Annotated in this window: 20 protein-coding genes and 1 riboswitch; of the genes, 6 read left to right on the top strand and 14 right to left on the bottom strand. The window is 69.9% G+C overall.

Annotated features, from left to right (window positions below; translation table 11 throughout):
* Positions 1-42: 42 nt before the first annotated feature.
* Together CLV54_RS11925 and CLV54_RS11920 are read left to right on the top strand one after the other, a co-directional pair.
* The gene (locus tag CLV54_RS11925; RefSeq protein WP_100345210.1) at positions 43-2,241 is read left to right on the top strand and encodes a DEAD/DEAH box helicase; all 2,199 of its coding nucleotides are present in this window, start codon (positions 43-45) and stop codon (positions 2,239-2,241) included.
* A 194-nt stretch (positions 2,242-2,435) separates the two neighbouring features.
* On the top strand, positions 2,436-3,905 hold the full coding sequence (locus CLV54_RS11920) for a stealth family protein (RefSeq protein ID WP_100345502.1): 1,470 nt from the start codon (positions 2,436-2,438) through the stop codon (positions 3,903-3,905).
* Here CLV54_RS11920 and CLV54_RS11915 read toward each other — a convergent pair.
* The 4 genes from CLV54_RS11915 to CLV54_RS11900 form a co-directional block, all read right to left on the bottom strand.
* On the bottom strand, positions 3,902-4,897 hold the full coding sequence (locus CLV54_RS11915; RefSeq protein WP_100345209.1) for a phosphodiesterase: 996 nt from the start codon (positions 4,895-4,897) through the stop codon (positions 3,902-3,904). The two genes, CLV54_RS11920 and CLV54_RS11915, sit on opposite strands and share 4 nt — an antisense overlap.
* A 91-nt stretch (positions 4,898-4,988) precedes the next feature.
* A complete protein-coding gene (locus tag CLV54_RS11910; protein ID WP_100345208.1) occupies positions 4,989-7,148 on the bottom strand; it encodes a S9 family peptidase in 2,160 nt (719 codons plus the stop codon).
* A 151-nt stretch (positions 7,149-7,299) separates the two neighbouring features.
* Positions 7,300-7,692, bottom strand: coding sequence for a hypothetical protein (locus tag CLV54_RS11905; RefSeq protein WP_100345207.1), 393 nt, complete (start codon positions 7,690-7,692; stop codon positions 7,300-7,302).
* A gap of 152 nt (positions 7,693-7,844) precedes the next feature.
* Complete coding sequence (locus CLV54_RS11900) at positions 7,845-8,360, bottom strand: Hsp20/alpha crystallin family protein (RefSeq protein WP_100345206.1); 516 nt, start codon at positions 8,358-8,360, stop codon at positions 7,845-7,847.
* Between the two features lie 188 nt (positions 8,361-8,548).
* Here CLV54_RS11900 and CLV54_RS11895 point away from each other — a divergent pair, with 188 nt between their 5' ends.
* Positions 8,549-8,962, top strand: coding sequence for a hypothetical protein (locus CLV54_RS11895; protein ID WP_100345205.1), 414 nt, complete (start codon positions 8,549-8,551; stop codon positions 8,960-8,962).
* Here CLV54_RS11895 and CLV54_RS11890 read toward each other — a convergent pair.
* Positions 8,953-9,300, bottom strand: a complete 348-nt coding sequence (locus tag CLV54_RS11890) for a hypothetical protein (protein WP_100345204.1) — start codon at positions 9,298-9,300, stop codon at positions 8,953-8,955. The genes CLV54_RS11895 and CLV54_RS11890 overlap by 10 nt on opposite strands.
* 122 nt (positions 9,301-9,422) lie before the next feature.
* Here CLV54_RS11890 and CLV54_RS11885 point away from each other — a divergent pair, with 122 nt between their 5' ends.
* Positions 9,423-9,875 carry a DUF1622 domain-containing protein gene (locus CLV54_RS11885; RefSeq protein WP_245861673.1) on the top strand — a complete coding sequence of 151 codons (453 nt, stop codon included), beginning with the start codon at positions 9,423-9,425 and terminating at the stop codon, positions 9,873-9,875.
* Here CLV54_RS11885 and CLV54_RS11880 read toward each other — a convergent pair.
* The 5 genes from CLV54_RS11880 to thiM all read right to left on the bottom strand — a co-directional run bounded on the left by CLV54_RS11880 (position 9,841) and on the right by thiM (position 15,034).
* A complete protein-coding gene (locus CLV54_RS11880; protein WP_100345203.1) occupies positions 9,841-10,425 on the bottom strand; it encodes a TetR/AcrR family transcriptional regulator in 585 nt (194 codons plus the stop codon). The two genes, CLV54_RS11885 and CLV54_RS11880, sit on opposite strands and share 35 nt — an antisense overlap.
* A 57-nt stretch (positions 10,426-10,482) precedes the next feature.
* A complete protein-coding gene (locus CLV54_RS11875; protein WP_100345202.1) occupies positions 10,483-11,844 on the bottom strand; it encodes a M20/M25/M40 family metallo-hydrolase in 1,362 nt (453 codons plus the stop codon).
* Between the two features lie 18 nt (positions 11,845-11,862).
* Complete coding sequence (locus tag CLV54_RS11870) at positions 11,863-13,425, bottom strand: bifunctional hydroxymethylpyrimidine kinase/phosphomethylpyrimidine kinase (protein WP_245861672.1); 1,563 nt, start codon at positions 13,423-13,425, stop codon at positions 11,863-11,865.
* 11 nt (positions 13,426-13,436) lie between these two features.
* Entirely contained in the window at positions 13,437-14,099 is a 663-nt protein-coding gene (gene thiE / locus CLV54_RS17540) for a thiamine phosphate synthase (RefSeq protein ID WP_157802941.1), read from the bottom strand.
* Positions 14,096-15,034 carry a hydroxyethylthiazole kinase gene (gene thiM / locus CLV54_RS11865; RefSeq protein WP_100345201.1) on the bottom strand — a complete coding sequence of 313 codons (939 nt, stop codon included), beginning with the start codon at positions 15,032-15,034 and terminating at the stop codon, positions 14,096-14,098. Before thiM ends, thiE begins: the two co-directional genes overlap by 4 nt.
* Positions 15,026-15,124: riboswitch (TPP riboswitch) on the bottom strand. Its footprint overlaps the gene before it by 9 nt.
* Before the next feature lie 28 nt (positions 15,125-15,152).
* On the opposite strand from thiM, the gene CLV54_RS11860 reads away from it, so the two are divergent.
* Entirely contained in the window at positions 15,153-15,503 is a 351-nt protein-coding gene (locus CLV54_RS11860) for a CHY zinc finger protein (RefSeq protein WP_245861671.1), read from the top strand.
* On the opposite strand, the gene CLV54_RS11855 is transcribed toward CLV54_RS11860, so the two are convergent.
* From CLV54_RS11855 to clpS, 3 genes are all read right to left on the bottom strand, one after another.
* Positions 15,500-16,585 carry a 3-deoxy-7-phosphoheptulonate synthase gene (locus CLV54_RS11855; protein ID WP_100345199.1) on the bottom strand — a complete coding sequence of 362 codons (1,086 nt, stop codon included), beginning with the start codon at positions 16,583-16,585 and terminating at the stop codon, positions 15,500-15,502. The two genes, CLV54_RS11860 and CLV54_RS11855, sit on opposite strands and share 4 nt — an antisense overlap.
* Before the next feature lie 360 nt (positions 16,586-16,945).
* Positions 16,946-17,479: a DUF2017 family protein gene (locus CLV54_RS11850; protein WP_157802940.1), complete on the bottom strand. Its 534-nt coding sequence runs from the start codon at positions 17,477-17,479 to the stop codon at positions 16,946-16,948.
* Entirely contained in the window at positions 17,476-17,748 is a 273-nt protein-coding gene (gene clpS / locus CLV54_RS11845; RefSeq protein ID WP_100345197.1) for an ATP-dependent Clp protease adapter ClpS, read from the bottom strand. Before clpS ends, CLV54_RS11850 begins: the two co-directional genes overlap by 4 nt.
* A 157-nt stretch (positions 17,749-17,905) precedes the next feature.
* Between clpS and CLV54_RS11840 the strand changes: the two genes are divergently transcribed.
* Entirely contained in the window at positions 17,906-18,883 is a 978-nt protein-coding gene (locus CLV54_RS11840) for an alpha/beta hydrolase (protein WP_245861670.1), read from the top strand.
* 36 nt (positions 18,884-18,919) lie between these two features.
* On the opposite strand, the gene CLV54_RS11835 is transcribed toward CLV54_RS11840, so the two are convergent.
* Positions 18,920-19,699, bottom strand: coding sequence for a DUF4870 domain-containing protein (locus CLV54_RS11835; protein ID WP_157802939.1), 780 nt, complete (start codon positions 19,697-19,699; stop codon positions 18,920-18,922).
* Between the last annotated feature and the right edge of the window lie 60 nt (positions 19,700-19,759).

The raw sequence follows: 19,759 nt of genomic DNA, 5'->3' as shown, positions 1-19,759 counted from the left end.
GCGTTTGCCCAACGTCGGCGGTTCGTACAGCACAGGAGGACAATGTCCGGCCCAGGCCAAGGCACTCGATCAGGTTCGACCGGTTCGACAGCGTCGGGCACCCGCTCGAAATCCCGCGGTTCGTCGGGGCGCAGCGGGCGTTCGCGCGACGACGACGCGCCGCTCATCCCCATCCTCGCCCGTAAGGTGCGCGAGGTCGAGGCGAAGGCGCAGGGCGGCAAGGTCGGGCCCACCAACCGGGTCAAGTTCCAGGTCATCGCGCTCCTCATGCGCGAAGAGCGCGCCAAGGTCAAGACGAGCACCGAGCTGACCGACTCCGCCCGTGCCGAGATGCTCAAACGGCTCGACGGTATCGCGACGATCCTCGCGAAGACGGCCGCGCGCGACACCTCCCTCATCACGCTTCTCGAGCCGGATGCCTCGGTCTCCTCGGTCGCGCAGCGCTTCCGCCGCGACTGGCTGCTCGAGGCCGGCACCGAGCTCAGCCCCGACGAGCTCATCATCACGACCGAGCCGCCCAAGGTGCAGCAGCCGACGGTCATCCCCGCCGAGCTCGCCGACAAGCAGGTCGTGCCCGCCTCGGTGCGCGCCCGCCAGCTCGCCAACCCCTTCCTCGCCCCCGACTTCAGCGCCGTCGCGGCTCAGGCCCCGGCCCCGCGTCGCCGTCTCGACAGCTGGGAGCTGCTCGGGCCGCTCTTCAAGTCGTTCGAACAGGGCGCGGGCGGCGTCGCGGCGAGCATGGAGCTGCCGCCGCCGCCCCTGATCGACCGCTACTCGCCCCCCGGCCACGAGCTCATGGTGCACCAGGCCCGGTTCATCGAGAGCGTCCGCGCCGGCCACCGCTCATTCCTGCTCGCCGACGAGCCCGGACTCGGCAAGACCGCGCAGTCGGTGCTCGCGGCATCCGTCGCCAACGCCTACCCGCTGCTCGTGGTCGTGCCGAACGTGGTCAAGGTCAACTGGGCGCGCGAGGTCGAGATGTGGACGCCGCATCGCCGGGCCACCGTCATCCACGGCGACGGGGCCCAGCTCGACGCCTTCGCCGACGTCGTGATCGTCAACTACGAGGTGCTCGACCGGCACCTCTCGTGGCTCGGCACCCTCGGCTTCCGCGGCATGGTCGTCGACGAGGCCCACTTCATCAAGAACCTGCACTCGCAGCGTTCGCGCTACGTGCTCGGGCTCGCCGAGGCGATCCGCCGCACCGCGCCGAACGGCGACCCCCTGCTGATGGCGCTCACCGGAACGCCGCTCATCAACGACATCGACGACTTCCGCGCGATCTGGCAGTTCCTCGGCTGGATCGACGGCAGCAAGCCGACCGCACCGCTTATGGAGCGCCTCGAGGAGACCGAGCTCACCCCGGCCGATCCCGGCTTCTATCAGGCGGCACGCCGCGCGGTCGTCGACATGGGGATCGTGCGCCGCAAGAAGGTGGATGTCGCGGCCGACCTGCCCTCGAAGCGCATCGCCGACCTGCCCGTCGAGCTCGACGACGAGCTGGGCCGCAGCATCCGCAAGGCGGAGAAGGAGCTCGGCGAGCGTCTGCTCAAGAAGTTCCGCACGATGTCGGCGTCGAAGGCCGCGGCCGACTACACGCCCGAGCAGCTCATGCGTATGGTCGCCTCGAGCGAACTCGAGGAGTCGAAGTCGACCACGACGGGCGACAACGTCTTCACGATGGTGCGCAAGATCGGCCAGGCGAAGGCGCAGCTCGCCGCGGACTACACGGCCCAGCTGGCCCGCTCGGTGGGCAAGGTGGTCTTCTTCGCCAAGCACATCGACGTCATGGACCAGGCCGAGGAGGCGTTCGCCTCGCGCGGCCTCACGACGGTCTCGATCCGCGGCGACCAGACCGCCGACTTCCGTCAGGGCCAGATCGACGCCTTCAACAACGACCCCGAGGTCTCGATCGCGGTGTGCTCGCTCACCGCGGCGGGCGTCGGCGTCAACCTCCAGGCGGCCTCCAACGTCGTGCTCGCCGAGCTGTCGTGGACGGCGGCCGAGCAGACGCAGGCCATCGACCGTGTGCACCGCATCGGCCAGGAGGAGCCGGTCACGGCATGGCGGATCATCGCCGCGCACACGATCGACACGAAGATCGCCGAGCTCATCGACAACAAGCAGGGCCTCGCGGCCCGTGCGCTCGACGGCTCGGACGCCGACCTCGTTCCGAGCGACAGCATCCAGCTCGAGGCCCTCGTGCACCTGCTCGAACAGGCGATCGAGGGTGCTCACTGAACGCCGTGAGCAGTGGCGCAAGCAGTGTCGCAAGCAGTGCGACAGGTAGTGCCGCGACGCACAACGTGGCGCTCGAGGAGTCGCTCGAGCCGCTCGAGCCGGGTGAGGAGTTCGGCGCAAAATCCGGCACCTACCCCGCGTCGAGATCGTGGCCGAGCTCTCACGGCCGCCCTGACGTCGTCGTCGTCAAGGGCATGCTCACCCTCGCGAACGAGCGGCTCACGCCGTGGCAGGCCCTCGTCGAGGATCTGCTCTTCGTGCGCGACGTGCTCGCCGAGGCCGGCATCGACTTCTGGCTCGTGCGCGGCAACGACGAGCGCCCCGTCATCGCGATCGACGCCTCGCTGCGCCGCCAGGTCGAGACCGTGCTCGCCGCGGCCTGTGTGCACGAGCCGCTCTATTCGAAGGCCGTGGAGGGCAAGAAACGACCGCCGGTGCTCGTGGCCGACGGCGCCCTCGGGCACAGGAAGCCGCGCATCTTCCGGCTCTTCCGCCCGCGGCTCGTGGTGGACAGCGGTCTGGGCTACGGCACCTCGACGGGCGTCGAGCTGCAGTTCTGGACCGTCACCGAGCACGAGATCATCTGCCCGGTCGAGAACTCGCTCACGCGCACGATCCTGCCGCGCTCCGAGGCGATCCCGAGCACCGTCGAGCTGTACGGGCAGAGCTGGGACACCTTCGAGGGGATGTTCGAGCCGCACGCCTCCGACGTGACCTTCGACATCGACCTGGTCTTCTCCTGGGTCGACGGCAGCGATCCCGAGTTCCTGCGCCAGCGTGCTGCGCGCATGCAGCACGCGGTGATCGGCGAGGGCGACGAGGCGGAGGCCCGGTACCGCCAGATCGACGAGCTCAAGTACGCGCTGCGCTCCGTCTACCTCTTCGCACCCTGGGTGCGCAACATCTACATCGTGACCGACTCGCCGCGGCCCGCCTGGCTCGCGGAGCATCCTGCCGTGCACATCATGCGCAGCGAGGACTTCTTCTCAGACCCGTCGGTGCTGCCCACCCACAATTCGCAGGCCGTCGAGAGCCAGCTGCAGCACATCCCGGGCATCAGCGAGCACTTCCTCTACTCGAACGACGACATGTTCTTCGGCCGGCCCGTGCAGCCGAGCATGTTCTTCTCACCGGGCGGCGTGACGAAGTTCATCGAGGCGTCGACGCGCATCGGGCTGGGCGAGAACGACCCGCGCCGCAGCGGCTTCGAGAACGCCGCACGGGTCAACCGCAAACTGCTGCGCGACCGTTTCGGGCGCCTGATCACCCGCCACCTCGAGCACGCCGCGACCCCGCTGCGGCGTTCCGTGCTGCTCGAGCTCGAGCAGGAGTTCGCCGCCGAGTTCGCGAAGACGCAGGCGGCGCGCTTCCGTTCGCCCACCGACATCTCGGTGACCAACTCGCTGTACCACTACTACGCGCTCATGACGGGGCGGGCCGTGCAACAGGATGCCGCGCGCGTGCGTTATGTCGACACGACGACCCGCGCGGGGCTCGGCCTGCTGCCCGGGCTGCTCAAACGGCGCTCGTTCGATTTCTTCTGCCTCAACGACGGCAGCTTTCCCGAGGTGTCGGCCGAGGAGCGTCGCGCGACCGTGCAGCGGTTCCTCGAGCGCTACTTCCCGATCGTCGCGCCGTGGGAGGTCGACGACACGGCTCCCTAGACGAGAGCCGCCGATGCTTCGACAGTGAGCGGCGCGTCCACCGTCAGCGGCTCCTCGGCCGCGACGGGAGCGGAGGCCGGGGGCAGGATCGTGATGCGCTCGCGGTCGAGGATGCGCTGAGCCTCCTGCGCCGAGGTGTACGACATCACCGGGAACTGCCCCATCGGAACGACCGAGTGCAGCACCGTGCTCTCGTAGACGTGCACGAGGTTGTAGCCCTGCGCGCCGTCGCGGGGGCGGCTGCCGCCGGTCGGCACCGTGAGGTCTTGTGTGTAGCAGGTCGCCGAGGCGACCGAGACGGGGATGCCGGCGAAGGTCGTGTTCGTCGAGTAGTGCAGGTGACCGGCGATGATGCTGCGCACGTCGCTGCCTTCGAGCACCTCGGCGAGGGCCGCCTGGTCGCGCAGCTCGACGGTCACGGCCAGGTCGAGCACGCTCGGAACGGGAGGGTGGTGCATGGCGAGGATCGTTCCGTGCGGCGCGGGGCTCGAGAGCTCCTCGGCGAGCCAGTCGAGCTGCGCGCCCGTGATCTCGCCGTAGTGCTCGCCCGGCACGGAGGAGTCGAGCGCGATGACCCGCAGGCCGTTCACATCGTGCACGCGGTCGACCGAGCGCATCGAGGGCAGCTGGTCGAGCAGCTCGGCGCGGAAGGCCGCGCGGTTGTCGTGGTTGCCCATGACCCAGATGAGCTGCGAGCCCATCCGTTCGGCCGCGGGCTCGAGGATGCCTCTGAGCTTCACGTACGCGCGGGGATCGCCTTTGTCGGCGAGGTCCCCGGTCACGACGATCGCCTCGGGCCGGGCGTTCGACGCCTCGATCTCCTCGACGAGGCCGCGCAGGTGCGCCTCGGCGTCGACCGCACCGTAGAGCAGCTCGTCACCCGGGATGAGATGGGTGTCGCTCAGGTGCAGCAGGAAGTGGTCGGGTCTCGGGTATTCAGCTGTTCTCGGCGCCGGTGCTTCGGGTGCCCCAGTGCGCTGCGGGGTGCTCATGCGGCACACACTATGACGCGAATGTGAACGACGGCTGGTGATAACGTGGCGTTTTGCCGAACACGGGATCACCTGTTATGCGTTCGAGATCTCAGGCCAGCCCGAGCACGTCGAGCATCCAGGCGAGCTCGTAGGCGCGCTCGCGCCAGGAGTCGTACCGGCCGCTCACCCCGCCGTGCCCGGCCTGCATCTCGGTCTTGAGCAGCACGGGGGCGTTCACCTGACGCAGCCGCGCCGTCCACTTCGCGGGCTCGACGTAGAGCACCCGGGTGTCGTTGAGCGAGGTCACCGCGAGGATGCGCGGGTACGCGGCATCCTCGCGCACGTTCTCGTAGGGCGAATACGACTTCATGTAGGCGTAGACCTCGGCGTCGTGCAGGGGGTCGCCCCACTCGTCCCACTCGATGACCGTGAGGGGCAGCGAGGGGTCGAGGATCGAGGTGAGCGCGTCGACGAAGGGCACGCTCGCGAGGATGCCGGCGAAGGTCTGCGGCGCGAGGTTGGCGACCGCGCCCATGAGCAGGCCGCCCGCGCTGCCGCCCTCGGCGACCATCCGCTCGCTCGTCGTCCAGCCCCCCGCGATGAGGTGATCGGCGACGGCCACGAAGTCGGTGAAGGTGTTCTTCTTGGTGAGGGTCTTGCCGTTCTCGTACCAGGCGCGGCCGAGCTCGCCGCCGCCGCGCACGTGCGCGATCGCGAAGACCACGCCCCGGTCGAGCAGGGAGAGCCGTGCGATCGAGAAGGCGGGGTCGATGCTCGTCTCGTAGGAGCCGTAGCCGTACAGCTCGAGAGGCGCCGGGATGCCGGGGCTCACGAGATCGCGACGGAAGACGAGGCTCACCGGCACACGCGTGCCGTCGGAGGCCGTGGCCCATTCGCGCCTCTGCTCGTAACGCTGCGGGTCGTAGTCGCCGAGGACCGGCTGGCGCTTGAGCACGGTGCGCTCGCCCGAGTCGACGGCGTAGTCGATGACGGTCGAGGGGGTGACGAAGGAGCCGTAGCCGAGACGCAGGGTGGGCTGCGTCCATTCGGGGTTGCCGCGCGCGCCGACCTGGAAGAGCGGTTCGTCGAAGGCGATTTCGAACTCGCGCGGATCGAGCGTCGTGTCTGCCTGCACCGTGCCCGCCGGCCTCGAGAGCGCCGCGTTCGGAACGACGGCCACGCGGGTGAGTCCCTCGTGGCGGTACTCGAGAACGAGGAAGCGCTCGAAGGCGTCGACGTCCTCGAGCCGCAGGCCGTCGTGCGCCGGCACGACGACGTGCGCTCCGCTCGGGCCCGTGCCGGGTGCGTGCGGGTCGACCTCGACGAGCTCGAAGTCGAGGGCGCCGTCGTTGTGCAGCACGAGCAGGCGGTCCTCGCCGTCGACGACGACGTGCTCGACCGAGTACTCGACGCCTTCACGGCGCGGCCAGACCACCGCGAACTCGCCCGTGGGGTCGTCCGCGTCGAGCAGGAGCGTCTCGCTCGTGATCTTCGAGCCGATGTCGATGACGAGGTAGCGGCGGCTGCGGGTCATCCCCACCCCGACCCAGTAGCGGTCGTCGGGTTCGGTGAAGACCGCGACATCCTCGGATGCCGGCTGCCCGAGCTCGTGCCGCCAGATCGTGTCGGGGCGCCAGGCGTCGTCGACGGTGGGGTAGTAGAGGTAACGGCCGTCGGGGGAGAAGAGCGCCCCCGGGAAGGTGCCGGGTACCTCGTCGGCGAGGTCCTCCCCGGTCTCGAGGTCGCGCACGCGCAGGGTGTACCGCTCGTCGCCGACCGTGTCGACGGCGTAGAGCAGCAGGCGGCCGTCTTCGCTCACGTCGAAGGATCCGAGCGAGTAGAACTCGTGGCCGGCGGCCTCGACGTTGTCGTCGAGCACGATCTGCTCACCCGGAACGCGTTTCTCGGTGGCGCCGACGCCCGGATCGAGCGTCGGGGGAGTCCAGTCGTCGGGGCCCGTGATCGGCGCGCGGCAGTGCACGCCGTACTGCTTGCCCTCGAACGATCGCGAGTAGTACCACCACTCGCCCTCGCGCACGGGAACCGAGAGGTCGGTCTCCTGCGTGCGCGACTTGATCTCCTCGAAGATCGTCTCGCGCAGCCCGGCGAGGTGCGCCGTCTCGGCGTCGGTGTGATCGTTCTCGGCGGTCAAGTAGTCGATGACGGCCGGATCGTCTTTGTCGCGCAGCCACTCGAACTCGTCGACGACATCGTCGCCGTGGTGGCTGCGGATCTGCGGACGGGATTCGGCGCGCGGCACGGAGGGCATCCATCAACGCTAGGGCATCCTCCGGTGCCCTTCCCTTCCGCCTCTTCTTAAAACGACGGAGATTCCGCCACTTACGCCCGGTTTCTCGCAGAACGGGCAGAATATCGGCGGAATCTCCGTCGTTTTAAGAAGAGAAGTAGGGGAGGGCGGATCAAGGCAGGAGCATCGCGATCCCCGCGACGACGATCGCGATGAGCACCGAGCCGATGACGATCGTGACGGCCTTGCGCTGGTCGGCACGCCGGTATTCGGTCTCGTAGACCTGTTCCTGCCGGCCGAGCTCGTCGCCGAGGTTGAAGAGCCCCGACATCCCGAATCGCGCGCAGAAGTGCAGGGCGGCCTGCAGGAAGCCGGAGGCGCCGAGGCCGGCCGGGATGACGACGAGCAGCCGCCACGGGGTCGGGATGCCGAAGATCACCGCGGCGGCGACGAAGAGCGCCGTGATGACGAGCCCGATGACGCCGGCCGTGCGGCGCATCCGGATCTCGGCGGGGCCGATGTTGCAGACCCCCGGAACGTAGACGTTCGTGGTGTTCGTTGACATGTACTCATTCTGCGCCTCGTTCCGCGCCGCGGCTTCTCCCCGGGACACGAGACGACGGAGATCTCCGCGTTCCGGGGCGTTTCCGCCTGTTCGGGCCCGAGCGGGGCCTGCGGGAGGGGAGATCTCCGTCGTCGTCGATCAGGCCGAACGGGTCAGGACGCGTCAGCCTCCGCGATCGACATCGTGCCGGATGGCACAGCTCCGGATGTCACGCTGCCGACCCCCGCGCTGCCGACCCTCGCGCTGCCGGGCGTCACGGCGTCGGAGCCGGCCTCGGTCGTGACCTCGATCTTGCGGGCCTTCGCCCTCTCGCTGACCGGGATCGTGATGCTCAGCACGCCGTTCGTGTAGCTCGCGGCGATCCTCTCGGTGTCGATCCCCTGGCCGAGGGTGAACTGACGCAGGAACGAGCCGGCCTGGCGCTCGCGAGAGATCCACTTGACGCTGCGGTCGTTGCTCAGCGTGCGCTCGGCGCGGACGGTCAGCAGCTGTCCGTCGACGTCGATGTCGACCGAGCCCGGGTCGATTCCGGGAAGGTCGGCGGTCAGCACATAGGTGTCGCCGTCACGATAGACGTCGACGGGCATGTTCCGGGGCCCCTGGCGACCCTCGAAGAGGGCGCCGGCGACGCGGTCCAGATCGCGGAAAGGATCGAAGTTCACAGCCATTGTCATTACTCCTTCACATCGGCCGCTCACGCGGTCTTCACGGTTTCTGAAAGTTGAGTCATTGTGACTCAACTAGCTCAAATTTAGCACTCTCTGTAGGAGAGTGCCAATACTTTTCGGCGAGGCGTTCGCGAGTCGTGGCGGACATCCGCCGGCGCGGGTGCAGGGCGGAGGCGCATAATGGGCGGATGATCTCGAATGAGCACGCGCGCAGGCTCCGTGCCCGCGGGCTGGAGTGGCGACCGGCATCGGGCGACGCCTTCAGGATCGAGGGCGACGAGTTCGAGGGCGACGTCTTCACCGTGAGCGAGATGACGATCGAGGCCCACGAGTTCGACACGGGCACGATCCTCGGCTTCAACGGCACGACCGAGTGGGCCCTCGACTCCGTCGCCCTCGAGAGCGCGCTCTGGCTGCCCCGCGAGGATCAGCTGCGCGAACGCCTGGGCGACCGGTTCCTGGCCTTGCAGCGGATCGACGACGGTGGCCACGCGGTCACCGTGCGATCGGACGACGGGCCGCCGCGATCATTCGAGGCCGCGGATGCCGCCGATGCCTACGCGCTCGCTCTGCTCGCGCTGCTCGGCGTGCCTCAGGCCTGACGGTGCTCGTGGTCGTCGTGCAGCCGCGACACCATCGCCCAGACGGCCCGGGTGAGCTCGGGATGGGTGAGGGCGATCCGGCGCAGGATGCCGTACTCGAACTCGACCGCGACATCGGGGGGAGCGGCCGGGTGGTGGGCTCGGGCGCGCTCCTCGCCGAGGCTCTGCGACTCCATGAGATCGGAGCGGAGCGTCGCGACGACGTGCTCGTCGACCGTGGGCAGCAGCGGCATGAACTCCCACGGATCGTCGCCGAGACGGCAGCGGTAGTCGATGACCGCGGACAGTTCGTCTCGGGCCTCCTGGCGCAGCACCTCGATGCTCACGGGGACGTCCATGCATCCAGGCTACGCTGTGGTGCAGACAGTGGTGTTCAACGGCGATTTTCGACCGACGCTGTTCAGGCGGCGTTATTCGCGTCGTTGTTCGGGCCAGGCTCATTCGAGAAGCGGGAGGTGCCGTGGACGAGGCCTTCTTCGAGACGGTCACCCGGGTCTTCGAGATCGTGGGCGTCAGTGCCATGGTCGTCGGCTTCGTCGTCGCCTTGATCATCTCCGTGCGGGTGTGGATCCGCAGCCGTGACGGGGCCCGGGCGTTCAAGACCCTGCGCGAGACGATCGGCGGAGTCATCCTGCTCGGCCTCGAGATCCTCGTGGCCGCCGACCTCGTGAAGACCGTCACGTCCACGCCGTCGCTCACGGATGCCGCCGTGCTCGCGATCATCGTGATCATCCGCACCGTGCTGAGCTTCTCGCTCCAGGTCGAGATCGACGGGGTCGCCCCCTGGCGTCGTGCCCTCGTGACCGGTCCGGAGGTGCTCGCGCGTGCTGCGAGAGGCTCTGCCGACGGCGTCGGCTCCGCGAAGCCGGCCGACGGCGTCAGTCGAGCTGGGCGATCGTCCGCGCCGTCCTGACGAAGGTGGGGGTGATGGCGGAGGCGCCGTCGAGGTAGCCGCCGACCAGTGCCGCGTCGCGCAGCAGCACGAGCGCACGTGCCTTCTCCGCGGCATCCGCTCTGCCGGCCGCGACGAGCGCGGTCTCGAGGGTGTCGTGGAACCACGCGCGGTGCTCGCGCACGGTCACGCGCACGGGGCTCTGCGGATCGGGGTACTCGGCCGAGGCGTTGATGAAGGGGCAGCCGCGGGTGTGGTTGCGGGCGACGTCGTCGGCGATGCCCCGGATGGCGAGATCGAGCAGCTGCTCGGGGGAGCTCGCGAGCGGGGCCGCGCCGGCGAACATACTGCGGATGCCGGCATCCTCGCGTTCGAGGTAGGCCTGGACGAGCTCCTCCTTGCCCGGGAAGTGACGGTAGAAGGTGGCCCGGGTCACCTGGGCCTCGGCGACGATGCGGTCGACGCCGACCGAGTGGATGCCCTCGCGGTAGAACAGCTCCGATGCCGTGCGCAGGAGGCGCTCGCGTGCCTCGGAGGGGCGTTTCGCGGGTGCTTCGAGGGTCGTGCTCATAGGTCGAGGATACCAGAACGTTCGGTCTCTTTGGAGGCTCCGGTCGTGCGGAGGGCCTCAGAGCCGCTCGAGCAGCCGTCGGTAGAAGCCGATCGCGCGGCGGAACTGCGAGACGGGCAGCCGTTCGTCGGCGCCGTGCACGCCGAGCTGCAGCGCCGGCGTGATCTCGAAGGGGATGAAGCGGTAGATCCGGTCGCTGATCGGGGCGAAGTGGCGCGCATCGCTGCCTCCCGTCTGCACGTAGGGTGCGACGATCGCCTCGGGGAAGACCTCGGAGATGGTCTCCCGCAGCACCGAGAACGGTCCGCCGTCGCCGGGCGCGCCGGTGGGGGAGACGGGCGAGGGCTCGCTCGCCGAGAGCACGCGCAGCTCGACGAGGGGGTCGTCGATGATGCGGGCGACGCGCTCGATGACGGCGGCGACGCTGCTGCCCGGGTTCACCCGGATGTTGGCGACCGCACTCGCCCGCGTCGCGAGCACGTTGGCGCCCGCGCTGCCGCGCAGCTGGGTGATGGCGACGGTGGTGCGCAGCATGGCGGCGGAGCGGTTCGAGTGGGCGTTGAGGGCGCGCACGATGGCCCGCGCATTGCGGCCCGGGCTCGTGTAGAGCTCGCGGTGCTCGGCGTCGGCGTAGGGTGCTGCGGTGCGCACGAGCTCGGCGATGGGGGCCGGCACGGTGGCGGGGAACGGCCGGCGGCTCAAACGGTCGATGGCGCGGGCGATGCGCTGGGTGGCCAGCAGCGCGGGTGGCGGCGGCGGCGTCGAGGCGTGCCCACCGGCATCCTTCGCCAGCAGCTCGAGGTTGATGATGCCCCGCTCGGTGACGCCGACGACCGCGATCGCGCGCTCGACCCCGGGCAGGATGCCCTCGCGCACCGAGCCGCCCTCGTCGAGCACGAAGCCGGGGCGGATGCCGCGGCTCGCGAAGAGGGCGACAGCGGCGGGCGCGCCCGAGCCGGCCACCTCCTCGTCGTGCGTGCTGAGCAGGTAGACGTCGTGGAGAGGCTGGTATCCGCTCTCGAGCGCCCCTTCGATCGCCTCGAGGAGGGCGACGAGGGAGCCCTTGTCGTCGAGCACGCCGCGGGCCACGATCTGGGAGTCGTCGTCGCTGTCGCCGCCGTCGCCGACGAGCCGTGCCTCGAAGGGCGGGCTGCTCCACTCGGACTCGACGACGCTCACGACGTCGTAGTGCGCCATGAGCACGGTCGGATCGCCGGTCTCCCGCCCGACCCAATGCCAGAGCAGGGTGTGCCCGTCGACGATCTCGCGGGCGAGGTGCTCGTGCACACGAGGATAGAGCTGTTCGACGAGATCGGCGAAGCTCGCGAAGCGGCTCCAGTCGACCTCGTCGGGGGTGAGGCTCGAGACCGTGGCCATCCGCAGCAGCGACCGGAACCGCTCCAGATCCGCATCGCTCATGGGTACACCCTATTCCGACTATTCCGAAGGCTTGTCCGGTGCCTCCGGGAACATCGCGAAGAAGGCGAGCTCGTGCCGCGCCGACTCGGAGAACGCGCGCCGCATCGCGTCGCGTTCCGCCGTAGGCGCGCTCGCCGCGGCTCGGCCCACGATGGCGATCGCCCGGTCGGTGGCCATGCGGAACGCCGGGTCTGCATAGGTGTCGAGCCAGGAGGCGTAGGGATGCCCCGGATGCGAGCGTGTGTGCAGTCGTTCGCCGGCATCCTGGTACAGCCAGAAGCACGGGAGCAGCGCGGCCACGAGAACGGGATAGCTCGTGCCGGCGCCGGCCGCTGCGAGATGGTTGAGATACGCGGTCGTGACGGGATGCGCCTCGAACGTCGCACCCGGCTCGCCGCCCAGCCACTCGCGGTGCAGCTCGAGCTCGCCGAGGATCGAGCCGCTCGCGCTCGTGGCCCAGAAGGCCTGCTCCTCGCTCGTGGGCGCGAGCTGGCTCGCCCGGGCGAGCACCCGTGCGTAGTCGCGGAGGTAGAGCGCGTCCTGCGCGAGGTAGGCGAGGAAGTCGTCGCGTTCGAGGGTGCCGTCGGCGAGACCCGTGACGAAGGGCAGCGCGTCGATGCCGTCACGGATGCCGGCGATCGCATCCCACCAGTCGCCGGTGATCTGCGCTGGGGTGGTCGCCGCGCTGATTTCCGTCTCGGCGTCCGAGAGACCGGCCCTCGCGTACAGCCCGGCGAAGTGGTGGACGGGGCCGTTGCCCGAGCCCACGTGCAGCTCCTCGGAGCGCAGCAGGCTCTCGGTCAGCCAGGCCTTGGCCTGCCGCAGCGAGGCGGCCCAGTCGTGGTTGCGGGCCTGGAGGGTCGCCATCGCGCTCGAGAGGGAGCAGCCCGTTCCGTGTGTGTTACGGGTGTCGACGCGCACGCCGGGGAACTCGACGAGCGTCGCGCCGTCGACGAGGGCGTCGGGCGAGGCGTCCGTGCCGAGATGGCCGCCCTTGACGAGCACGATCACGTTCCAGCGCTCGCTCACCCGGCGGGCCTGGGCGAGCGCCCCCGCCCAGTCGCGGGCGGGCGCGGAGCTCGGGTGCGCGGAGCCCGGCGGCACCGAGCGCGGGTGCGCGGAGCCCGCGAGTCCCGCGAGCACGGCCAGCTCGGCGAGGTTGGGCGTCACGAGGTCGACGAGGGGCAGCATGCCCGCGAGCGCGGCTTCCGCCTCGGCATCGAGCAGTCTGTCCCCGCTCGTCGCGACCATCACGGGGTCGAGCACGACGATCGGCGGGCGCACCTCGATGAGCCAGCTCTCGACCGTGCGCACGATCTGCGTTGTGCCGAGCATGCCGATCTTGACCGCGTCGATCTCGACGTCATCGCTCACCGCGTCGAGCTGTTCGCGCAGGAAGGCCACGGGCGGCACGTGGATGCTGCGCACCCCGTGAGTGTTCTGCGCGACGAGCGCGGTGACGGCGGCCATGCCGTAGCCCCCGTTCGCCGCGATGGACTTGAGGTCGGCCTGGATGCCGGCGCCGCCGCTCGGGTCGGTGCCGGCGATGCTCAGCACCCGCGGGATCGGCGCTGAGCTCATGGGTGCGCGGCTCATCGTGCGGCCCATGCCGCGCGGAAGGCGCGTGCGGCCTCGGACGGGTCGGCCGTCGACGCGATCGCCGAGACGATGGCGAGTCCCGCGGCTCCGGCAGCGCGCAGAGCGGCGGCGTCGCCGAGGGCGACGCCTCCGATCGCGACGCAGGGCAGTGCCGTCGTCGCCGCGAGTCGTGCGAAGCCGTCGATGCCGAGCGGTTCGGGATGATCGGGTTTCGTCGCCGTCGGGCGGATGACTCCGAGCCCGAGATAGTCGACGGTGCCGGCGGGCAGCGCCGCGACCGCCGCGAGGTGCTCGGGGGTGTTGGCGGTGAGGCCGACGATCGCGTGCTCGCCCAGCAGGGCGCGGGCGGCCGCGACGGGCAGGTCGCTCTGGCCGAGGTGCACGCCGTCGACCCGGGCTCCCGCCTGGCGAGCCGCGAGAACGATGTCGAGGCGGTCGTCCACGAGCAGCGCCGCCCGGCCGTCGATCACGCGGGAGGCCTCGACGACGAGGGCGTAGAGCTCGCTCGCGCTCGCCGTCTTCTCGCGGATCTGAACGGCGCTCACGCCTCCGGAGACGGCGAGCGCGATGACGTCGAGCACCGCGCGCGGGGCGCTCGCCGCGGCATCCGTCACGAGGTAGACGCTCAGGTCGGCCGCTGCGGTGATGCTGCTCATGCCCGGACCTCCCCTGCACTCGAGTCGGCGCGCGCCCGCTCGTCGAGCACGGCCGGATCGAGGTCGTGGAGCCGGTCGAGGAACGCGGGGGAGAAGCTGCCGGGGCCTGTCGCCTGCTCGGCCGCCTGCTCTGCGGCCACGGTGTACGCGAGAACGGCGGCGACGGTCGTCGTGAGGTGGGTCGCCCCTGTCATCCCGGTCTCGAGCGAGGCGAAGCCCGCCATCACGGCGCCGAGAGCGCAGCCTCCGCCCGTCACGAGGGTCAGGTGATGGTGCCCGTTGCGGGTGCGCACGACCGTGTCGCCGTCGGTGGTGACGTCGACCGGCCCCGAGACGGCGACGACCGAGCCGTGGCGCCGGGCGAGCTCGCGGGCCGCGGGAAGCGCCGACTCGGCCTCGTCGGTCGCGTCGACACCGCGGCCGCCGGCGCCTGTGCCGGCGAGGGCGATGATCTCGGAGGCGTTGCCGCGGATGATGGTCGGCCGGAACTCCAGCAGCTGGTGAGCGAGGGCCGTGCGCACGGTCAGCGCCCCGACGGCCACGGGGTCGAGCACCCAGGGTGTGCGCGCCTCGTGCGCGGCCCGGGCGGCCTCGAGCATGGCCGCGCGCTGCTCGGCGTGCGGGGTGCCGAGGTTGACGAGCACGCCGGACGCGATGCCGGCGAACACCCCTGCCTCACCCGGGATGTCGACCATCGCGGGCGAGGCTCCGACCGCGAGCAGCACGTTGGCCGTGAAGTTCGTCACGACGGTGTTGGTGAGGCACTGCACAAGAGGATTGGTCTCGCGCAGCTCGCGGAGGAGCTCCCCGGCCCGAGAGGCGTGGCCGGTGTATCCGGCGTGCTCTGGCTGCTCGGCGTGCTCTGGCTGTTCGGCGTGCTCTGGCTGTTCGGCATGCTCTGTGCGGGCATGGTCGTTCGGCGTGCGAATGCTCATTCGCGACATCCCTTCGCTAGTTCTAACTAGATCAGGTTCGACGGGTGTGATCTCAGCCCGCTTCCGTCGCGGGCACCCCGTGTCACTGCACCGACAGTCTACGGGTTAGCCTCGAGTGGTGAAGGGTCAGTCGAGTACGCCGACGGTGCACGGCCCTGTCGTCGACGACCAGACCCGTTGTGTGCACTACCACTCGGAGCTCGACGTCGTCGCGATCAGGTTCGTCTGCTGCGACCGGTACTTCCCGTGTTTCGAGTGTCACGCGGAGACGGCCGACCACGAGGCGCGCCGATGGCCCCGCTCGTCGTGGCACGAGCGCGCCGTGCTCTGCGGAGTCTGCGGAGAGGAGCTGACGATCGCCGACTACCGGCTCGTCGACGCCTGCCCGTCGTGCGCGGCCGCCTTCAACCCCGGATGCCGCCTGCACGCCCACCTCTACTTCGAGACGTCTGCGCCCGCCGAGCGCTAGACCGCCGGGGTCAGCTCCTCGTTCCGGTGGTCGGGGTCGACCATGAGCCCTTCCACGAGCTCGAGCAGCAGTTCCTCCGTGGTCTCCCAGCCGAGGCAGGCATCGGTGACGCTCTGGCCGAAGGTGAGCTGGTCGAGGGGCCGGCCGTCGAGCTTCTGCGCGCCTTCGACGAGGAAGCTCTCCATCATGAGCCCCGCGATCGGCTCGCCGGCTGCGATCTGACCGGCCAGTTCGCGCACCACGGCCGCCTGGCGCACGTGGTCTTTGCCGCTGTTCGCGTGGCTCGCGTCGACGACGAGTCGCGCGGGGCGTCCCGCTGCGGCGAGCAGCCGGGCGGCTGCGGCGAGGTCGGGGGTCGTGTAGTTGGGCCCGCCGCGACCGCCGCGCAGGATGACATGGGCGGCGGTGTTGCCGGTCGTCGTCACGACGGATGCGGCGCCGTCGTCGTCGACTCCGAAGAAGACGTGCGACTGGCTCGCCACGGTGCATCCGTCGACGGCCACCTGCACGTCGCCGTCGGTCGCGTTCTTGAAGCCGATGGGCATGGAGAGGCCGGAGGCGAGCTGACGGTGGATCTGGCTCTCGGTGGTGCGAGCCCCGATGGCGCCCCAGCTCACGGTGTCGGCGATGTACTGGGGGCTCGTCGGCTCGAGGAACTCGCAGCCGACGGGCAGACCGAGGTCGAGGATGTCGAGCAGGAGCTTCCGCGCGATCCGGAGCCCGTCGGCCACCCGGTGGCTGCCGTCGAGGTAGGGGTCGTTGATGAGGCCCTTCCAGCCGCCCGTCGACCGCGGTTTCTCGAAGTAGACGCGCATGACGATCAGGAGCCGATCGTTGTGGCGCTGGGCGATGGGCGCCAGCCGTCGGGCGTACTCGAGGGCCGCGACGGGGTCGTGCACCGAGCAGGGACCGACGACGACGAGCAGCCTGTCGTCGTCGCCGCGGACGATGGCCTCGACGGCGGCACGGCTCGCAGACACGAGGTCTTGGTGCGCGGCGGTGAGGGGCAGCTCGTCGCGGAGCTCGGCCGGCGACGGCAGCGCTTCGAAGGAGGTCACCCGCAGGTCGTTCGTGGAACTCATTCTTCTGATCCGTTCTCGGCGGACCGGTCCTGAACCAACCCGCCTGTTAAAGACGAAAGGCAAGGGCTGTGCCCCTGCCTGTTGGCTCTGGAAGTGTCGGTCGGCGTACTAGACCGTTGGCCCTCCCAGAGCCAACGCGAAATACGCATACCAACGATTGTCCATGCGCTTAACTTAGCACTCCTCGGTGTCCGGATGAGGAGCGGGCTGTGCTGCACGCCGATCAAGGGTTTCCGCCGGGGTTCCCCTAGCCACGAGCCGAGCAGACCCCGCCGACAACCCCGGCCGGCACCACGTGATCCGTGAACGACCCGACCATGCGACATCCCGTGCAGGACAAGTGAGGAGAGGTGTCACCGCCTACGCGTCGAGCGCTTCCAACAGGGAGTCCTGCACATCGCTGACCCAGCGGTAGATGTCGCGCATGAGGGTCTCCTCGTCGATGCCGCTGTCGTCGTGCGCGTCGTGGCCGTCGTCGAGCCCGAGTCGCACGCCGATCGTGAGACGGATGTCGTTGAGGCTCTTGAGCCACGCCTGGGTGGTCTCCTCGTCGAGCTCCACCCGCACGGGAGCGGGGTTGTCGGGGCTCAGCACGGGGCCGCCTCCGTCGCGATCGATCGACGCCACCTGGATGGTCGAGATGATCGTGTGGGCGTTGAGGCGTTTGCGGGTCGCGAGGCCTTCGGCCGTGAGCCGGCGGAACTCGGCCGATGCGGAGTCGTCGTCGGGGTAGGCGTCGGGCAGGAGCCGCTCGAGGACGGGTCCGCGTTCGGATCGCGCCGGGTCGTCGAGCAGGTCGGCGATGTCGGTGGCGAGGAGGGTGAGGATGAGCGCCTCCTGCGGTTCGAACTCCGCGACCAGTGCGCCCGCGGCATCCTGCTCGAAAGCCTTCACTGCGGCGCCTTCGAGAGCGTGGCCCACAGTCCGTAGTCGTGCATGGCCTCGACGTGCCGCTCCATCTCTTCTCGGCTGCCGCTCGCGACGACGGTGCGGCCGTTGTTGTGCACGTCGAGCATGAGCTTCTCGGCGCGTTCGGCGGTGAAGCCGAAATAGCTGCGGAAGACGTAGGTGACGTAGCTCATGAGGTTGACGGGGTCGTTCCAGACGATCGCGACCCACGGGGTATCGACGTCTGTCGACTCCAGCCGGTCGATCTGTTCCATCGGAAGCACCACCCATCCAGCCTTGCACGGATCGCCCGCCCTCGCACCTGCCTGCACATCCCGCTGCGCGCCCTGCACATCCCGCCGCGCGCACCCGCACATGCACCTGTCGGCCTCCGTTCAGCGCGCCCCCGGGTTGACGCACTAGCGTTCAGGTGTGCACAGTTCCCGCGCCCTGGTCTCCCGCGTTCCCGTCTGGGCGTGGAAGGTTCTGATGTCTCAGCTGGAGCCCGGTGAGCGTCGACGGTTCAACATCGACCCGATCGAGAACGTCGACTACCACCTCGATCTCGACTACGTCGGCGACGGCATCCGGGGCCATCGGCTCGACGTGCTCGTGCCCCGCCCGCCCGCCCCGGCCCTCCACTCGTCCGCCCCCGCCTCGCTCCCCGTCTACGTCTACTTCCACGGCGGCGGCTGGACGTCGGGCGACAAGCAGCCGCTCACCAAGTACTGCGCGAGCCAGGCGCAGGCCGGCATGGTCGTCGTCAACGTCAACTACCGCATGGCGACCCGGTTCCAGATGGGGCACATGCTGCAGGATGCCACGGCGGCCCTGCTCTGGGTCCGTGAGAACATCGCGGGCTACGGCGGCGATCCCGAGCGCATCGTGCTGGGCGGCGACTCCGCCGGCGGCCAGATCGCGGCGCTCGTCGCGGCGGCGGCCTTCCATCCCGAGCTCGCCGAGCACTACGACCTCGAGCCGGTGCTCGCGCCGGAGGCGATCCGGGGGCTCGTGCAGCACTGCAGCGCCGTCGACTTCTCCGTGGTCTTCGAGAAGGGCTTCATCATGAGCCTCGACTTCGTGCGCATCCTGCTTCCGGGCCGTGGGCGGGGGATGTCGCTGCCGCACGCCGCCCGGTTCCTGTCGCCGATCGAGTGGCTGGGGCCCGACTTCCCTCCCGTGCTCGTCACGACCTCCGAGCGCGACTTCTTCTACGGCGCCAACCTCAACTTCGTCGCCGAGCTGCGGCGGCACGGCGTGCAGGTCGACACGCTCATCTACGACCGTGCCCGCCGCAACACCGAGCACACCTGGCAGCAGAACTACCGGTACCCGGAGTCGCAGGAGGTCTACGGGCGCCTGCAGGAGTTCGTTCGCCAGGTCGCGCCGGCCCCGCATCCGGTCGTCTAGCCCGGATCTGCCCGCCGGCCCGGAGCCGGCCCCGGCTCAGCCCCGCAGGAGCGGGAGCGCGAGCGGCACGCGGTAGACGACCCCGCGGTGCGCCCGCACCGCGCCGATGATCGTGAAGATCAGGTTGAGCACACCGAGCACGGGGATGACGATGAGGGGCGTGCCGATGGGGAAGAAGCCGTTGACCTTCTGCCCGATCACGAGCGCCAGCACGAGCGTCACCGCCACGGAGGCCACGCAGTAGAGAAGGTAGGAGAGCTGCCAGCTCACCGAGTTGGCGGTGTTGGCGAGCGCGACCTCGCCCGAACGCCTCCGGGTGTTCAGGTGCACGATGAGCGGGCCCCACAGGTTCGAGAACGGGATCGGCAGGATCCAGGCGAGAGCGCTCAGATAGCCCCACATGCCGACGGAGCGATCTCGGGCCTCCGAGAAGCCACCGGGAACCCCGGACACCGCTCCGTCCTCGGGCGTGTACGCGTAGGTGGCGCCGTTCAGGCCGAGAGGCAGGCTCGGGTCGGCCGAGGGCAGGCCGAGGCGGGTGGCGAGCTCTGTCGCCTCGTCGAGCAGCACCGCGTAGTTCAGCTCGAGCTCCGCGACCGCGGCAGGGTCGATCCGGTCACCGAGGCGAGGGCCGAAGCGCCGCGCCCGCAGAGTGCCCGGGGCCGTGGAGACGAGGGCGCCGGCCGTGGAGGGGTCGCGGCGGAATCCCGTGTCGAGCAGGGCCCGGAGCGGCCTCGGCACCGCGGCGCCCGCCGTGAGGTACACGTCGCGCAGCTCGCCGAGCGTCGATTCGAGCTCTTCTTCGATGGGGTCCATGCTCCCACGGTAGCCGAGCACAGGATGGGCTTTAACGCACGATGGCGCCGCACCCCCGGT

It is taken from the genome of Compostimonas suwonensis (assembly GCF_002797855.1).
Lineage (GTDB): Bacteria > Actinomycetota > Actinomycetes > Actinomycetales > Microbacteriaceae > Compostimonas > Compostimonas suwonensis.
This window is presented reverse-complemented; position numbering and strand designations above follow the sequence as displayed.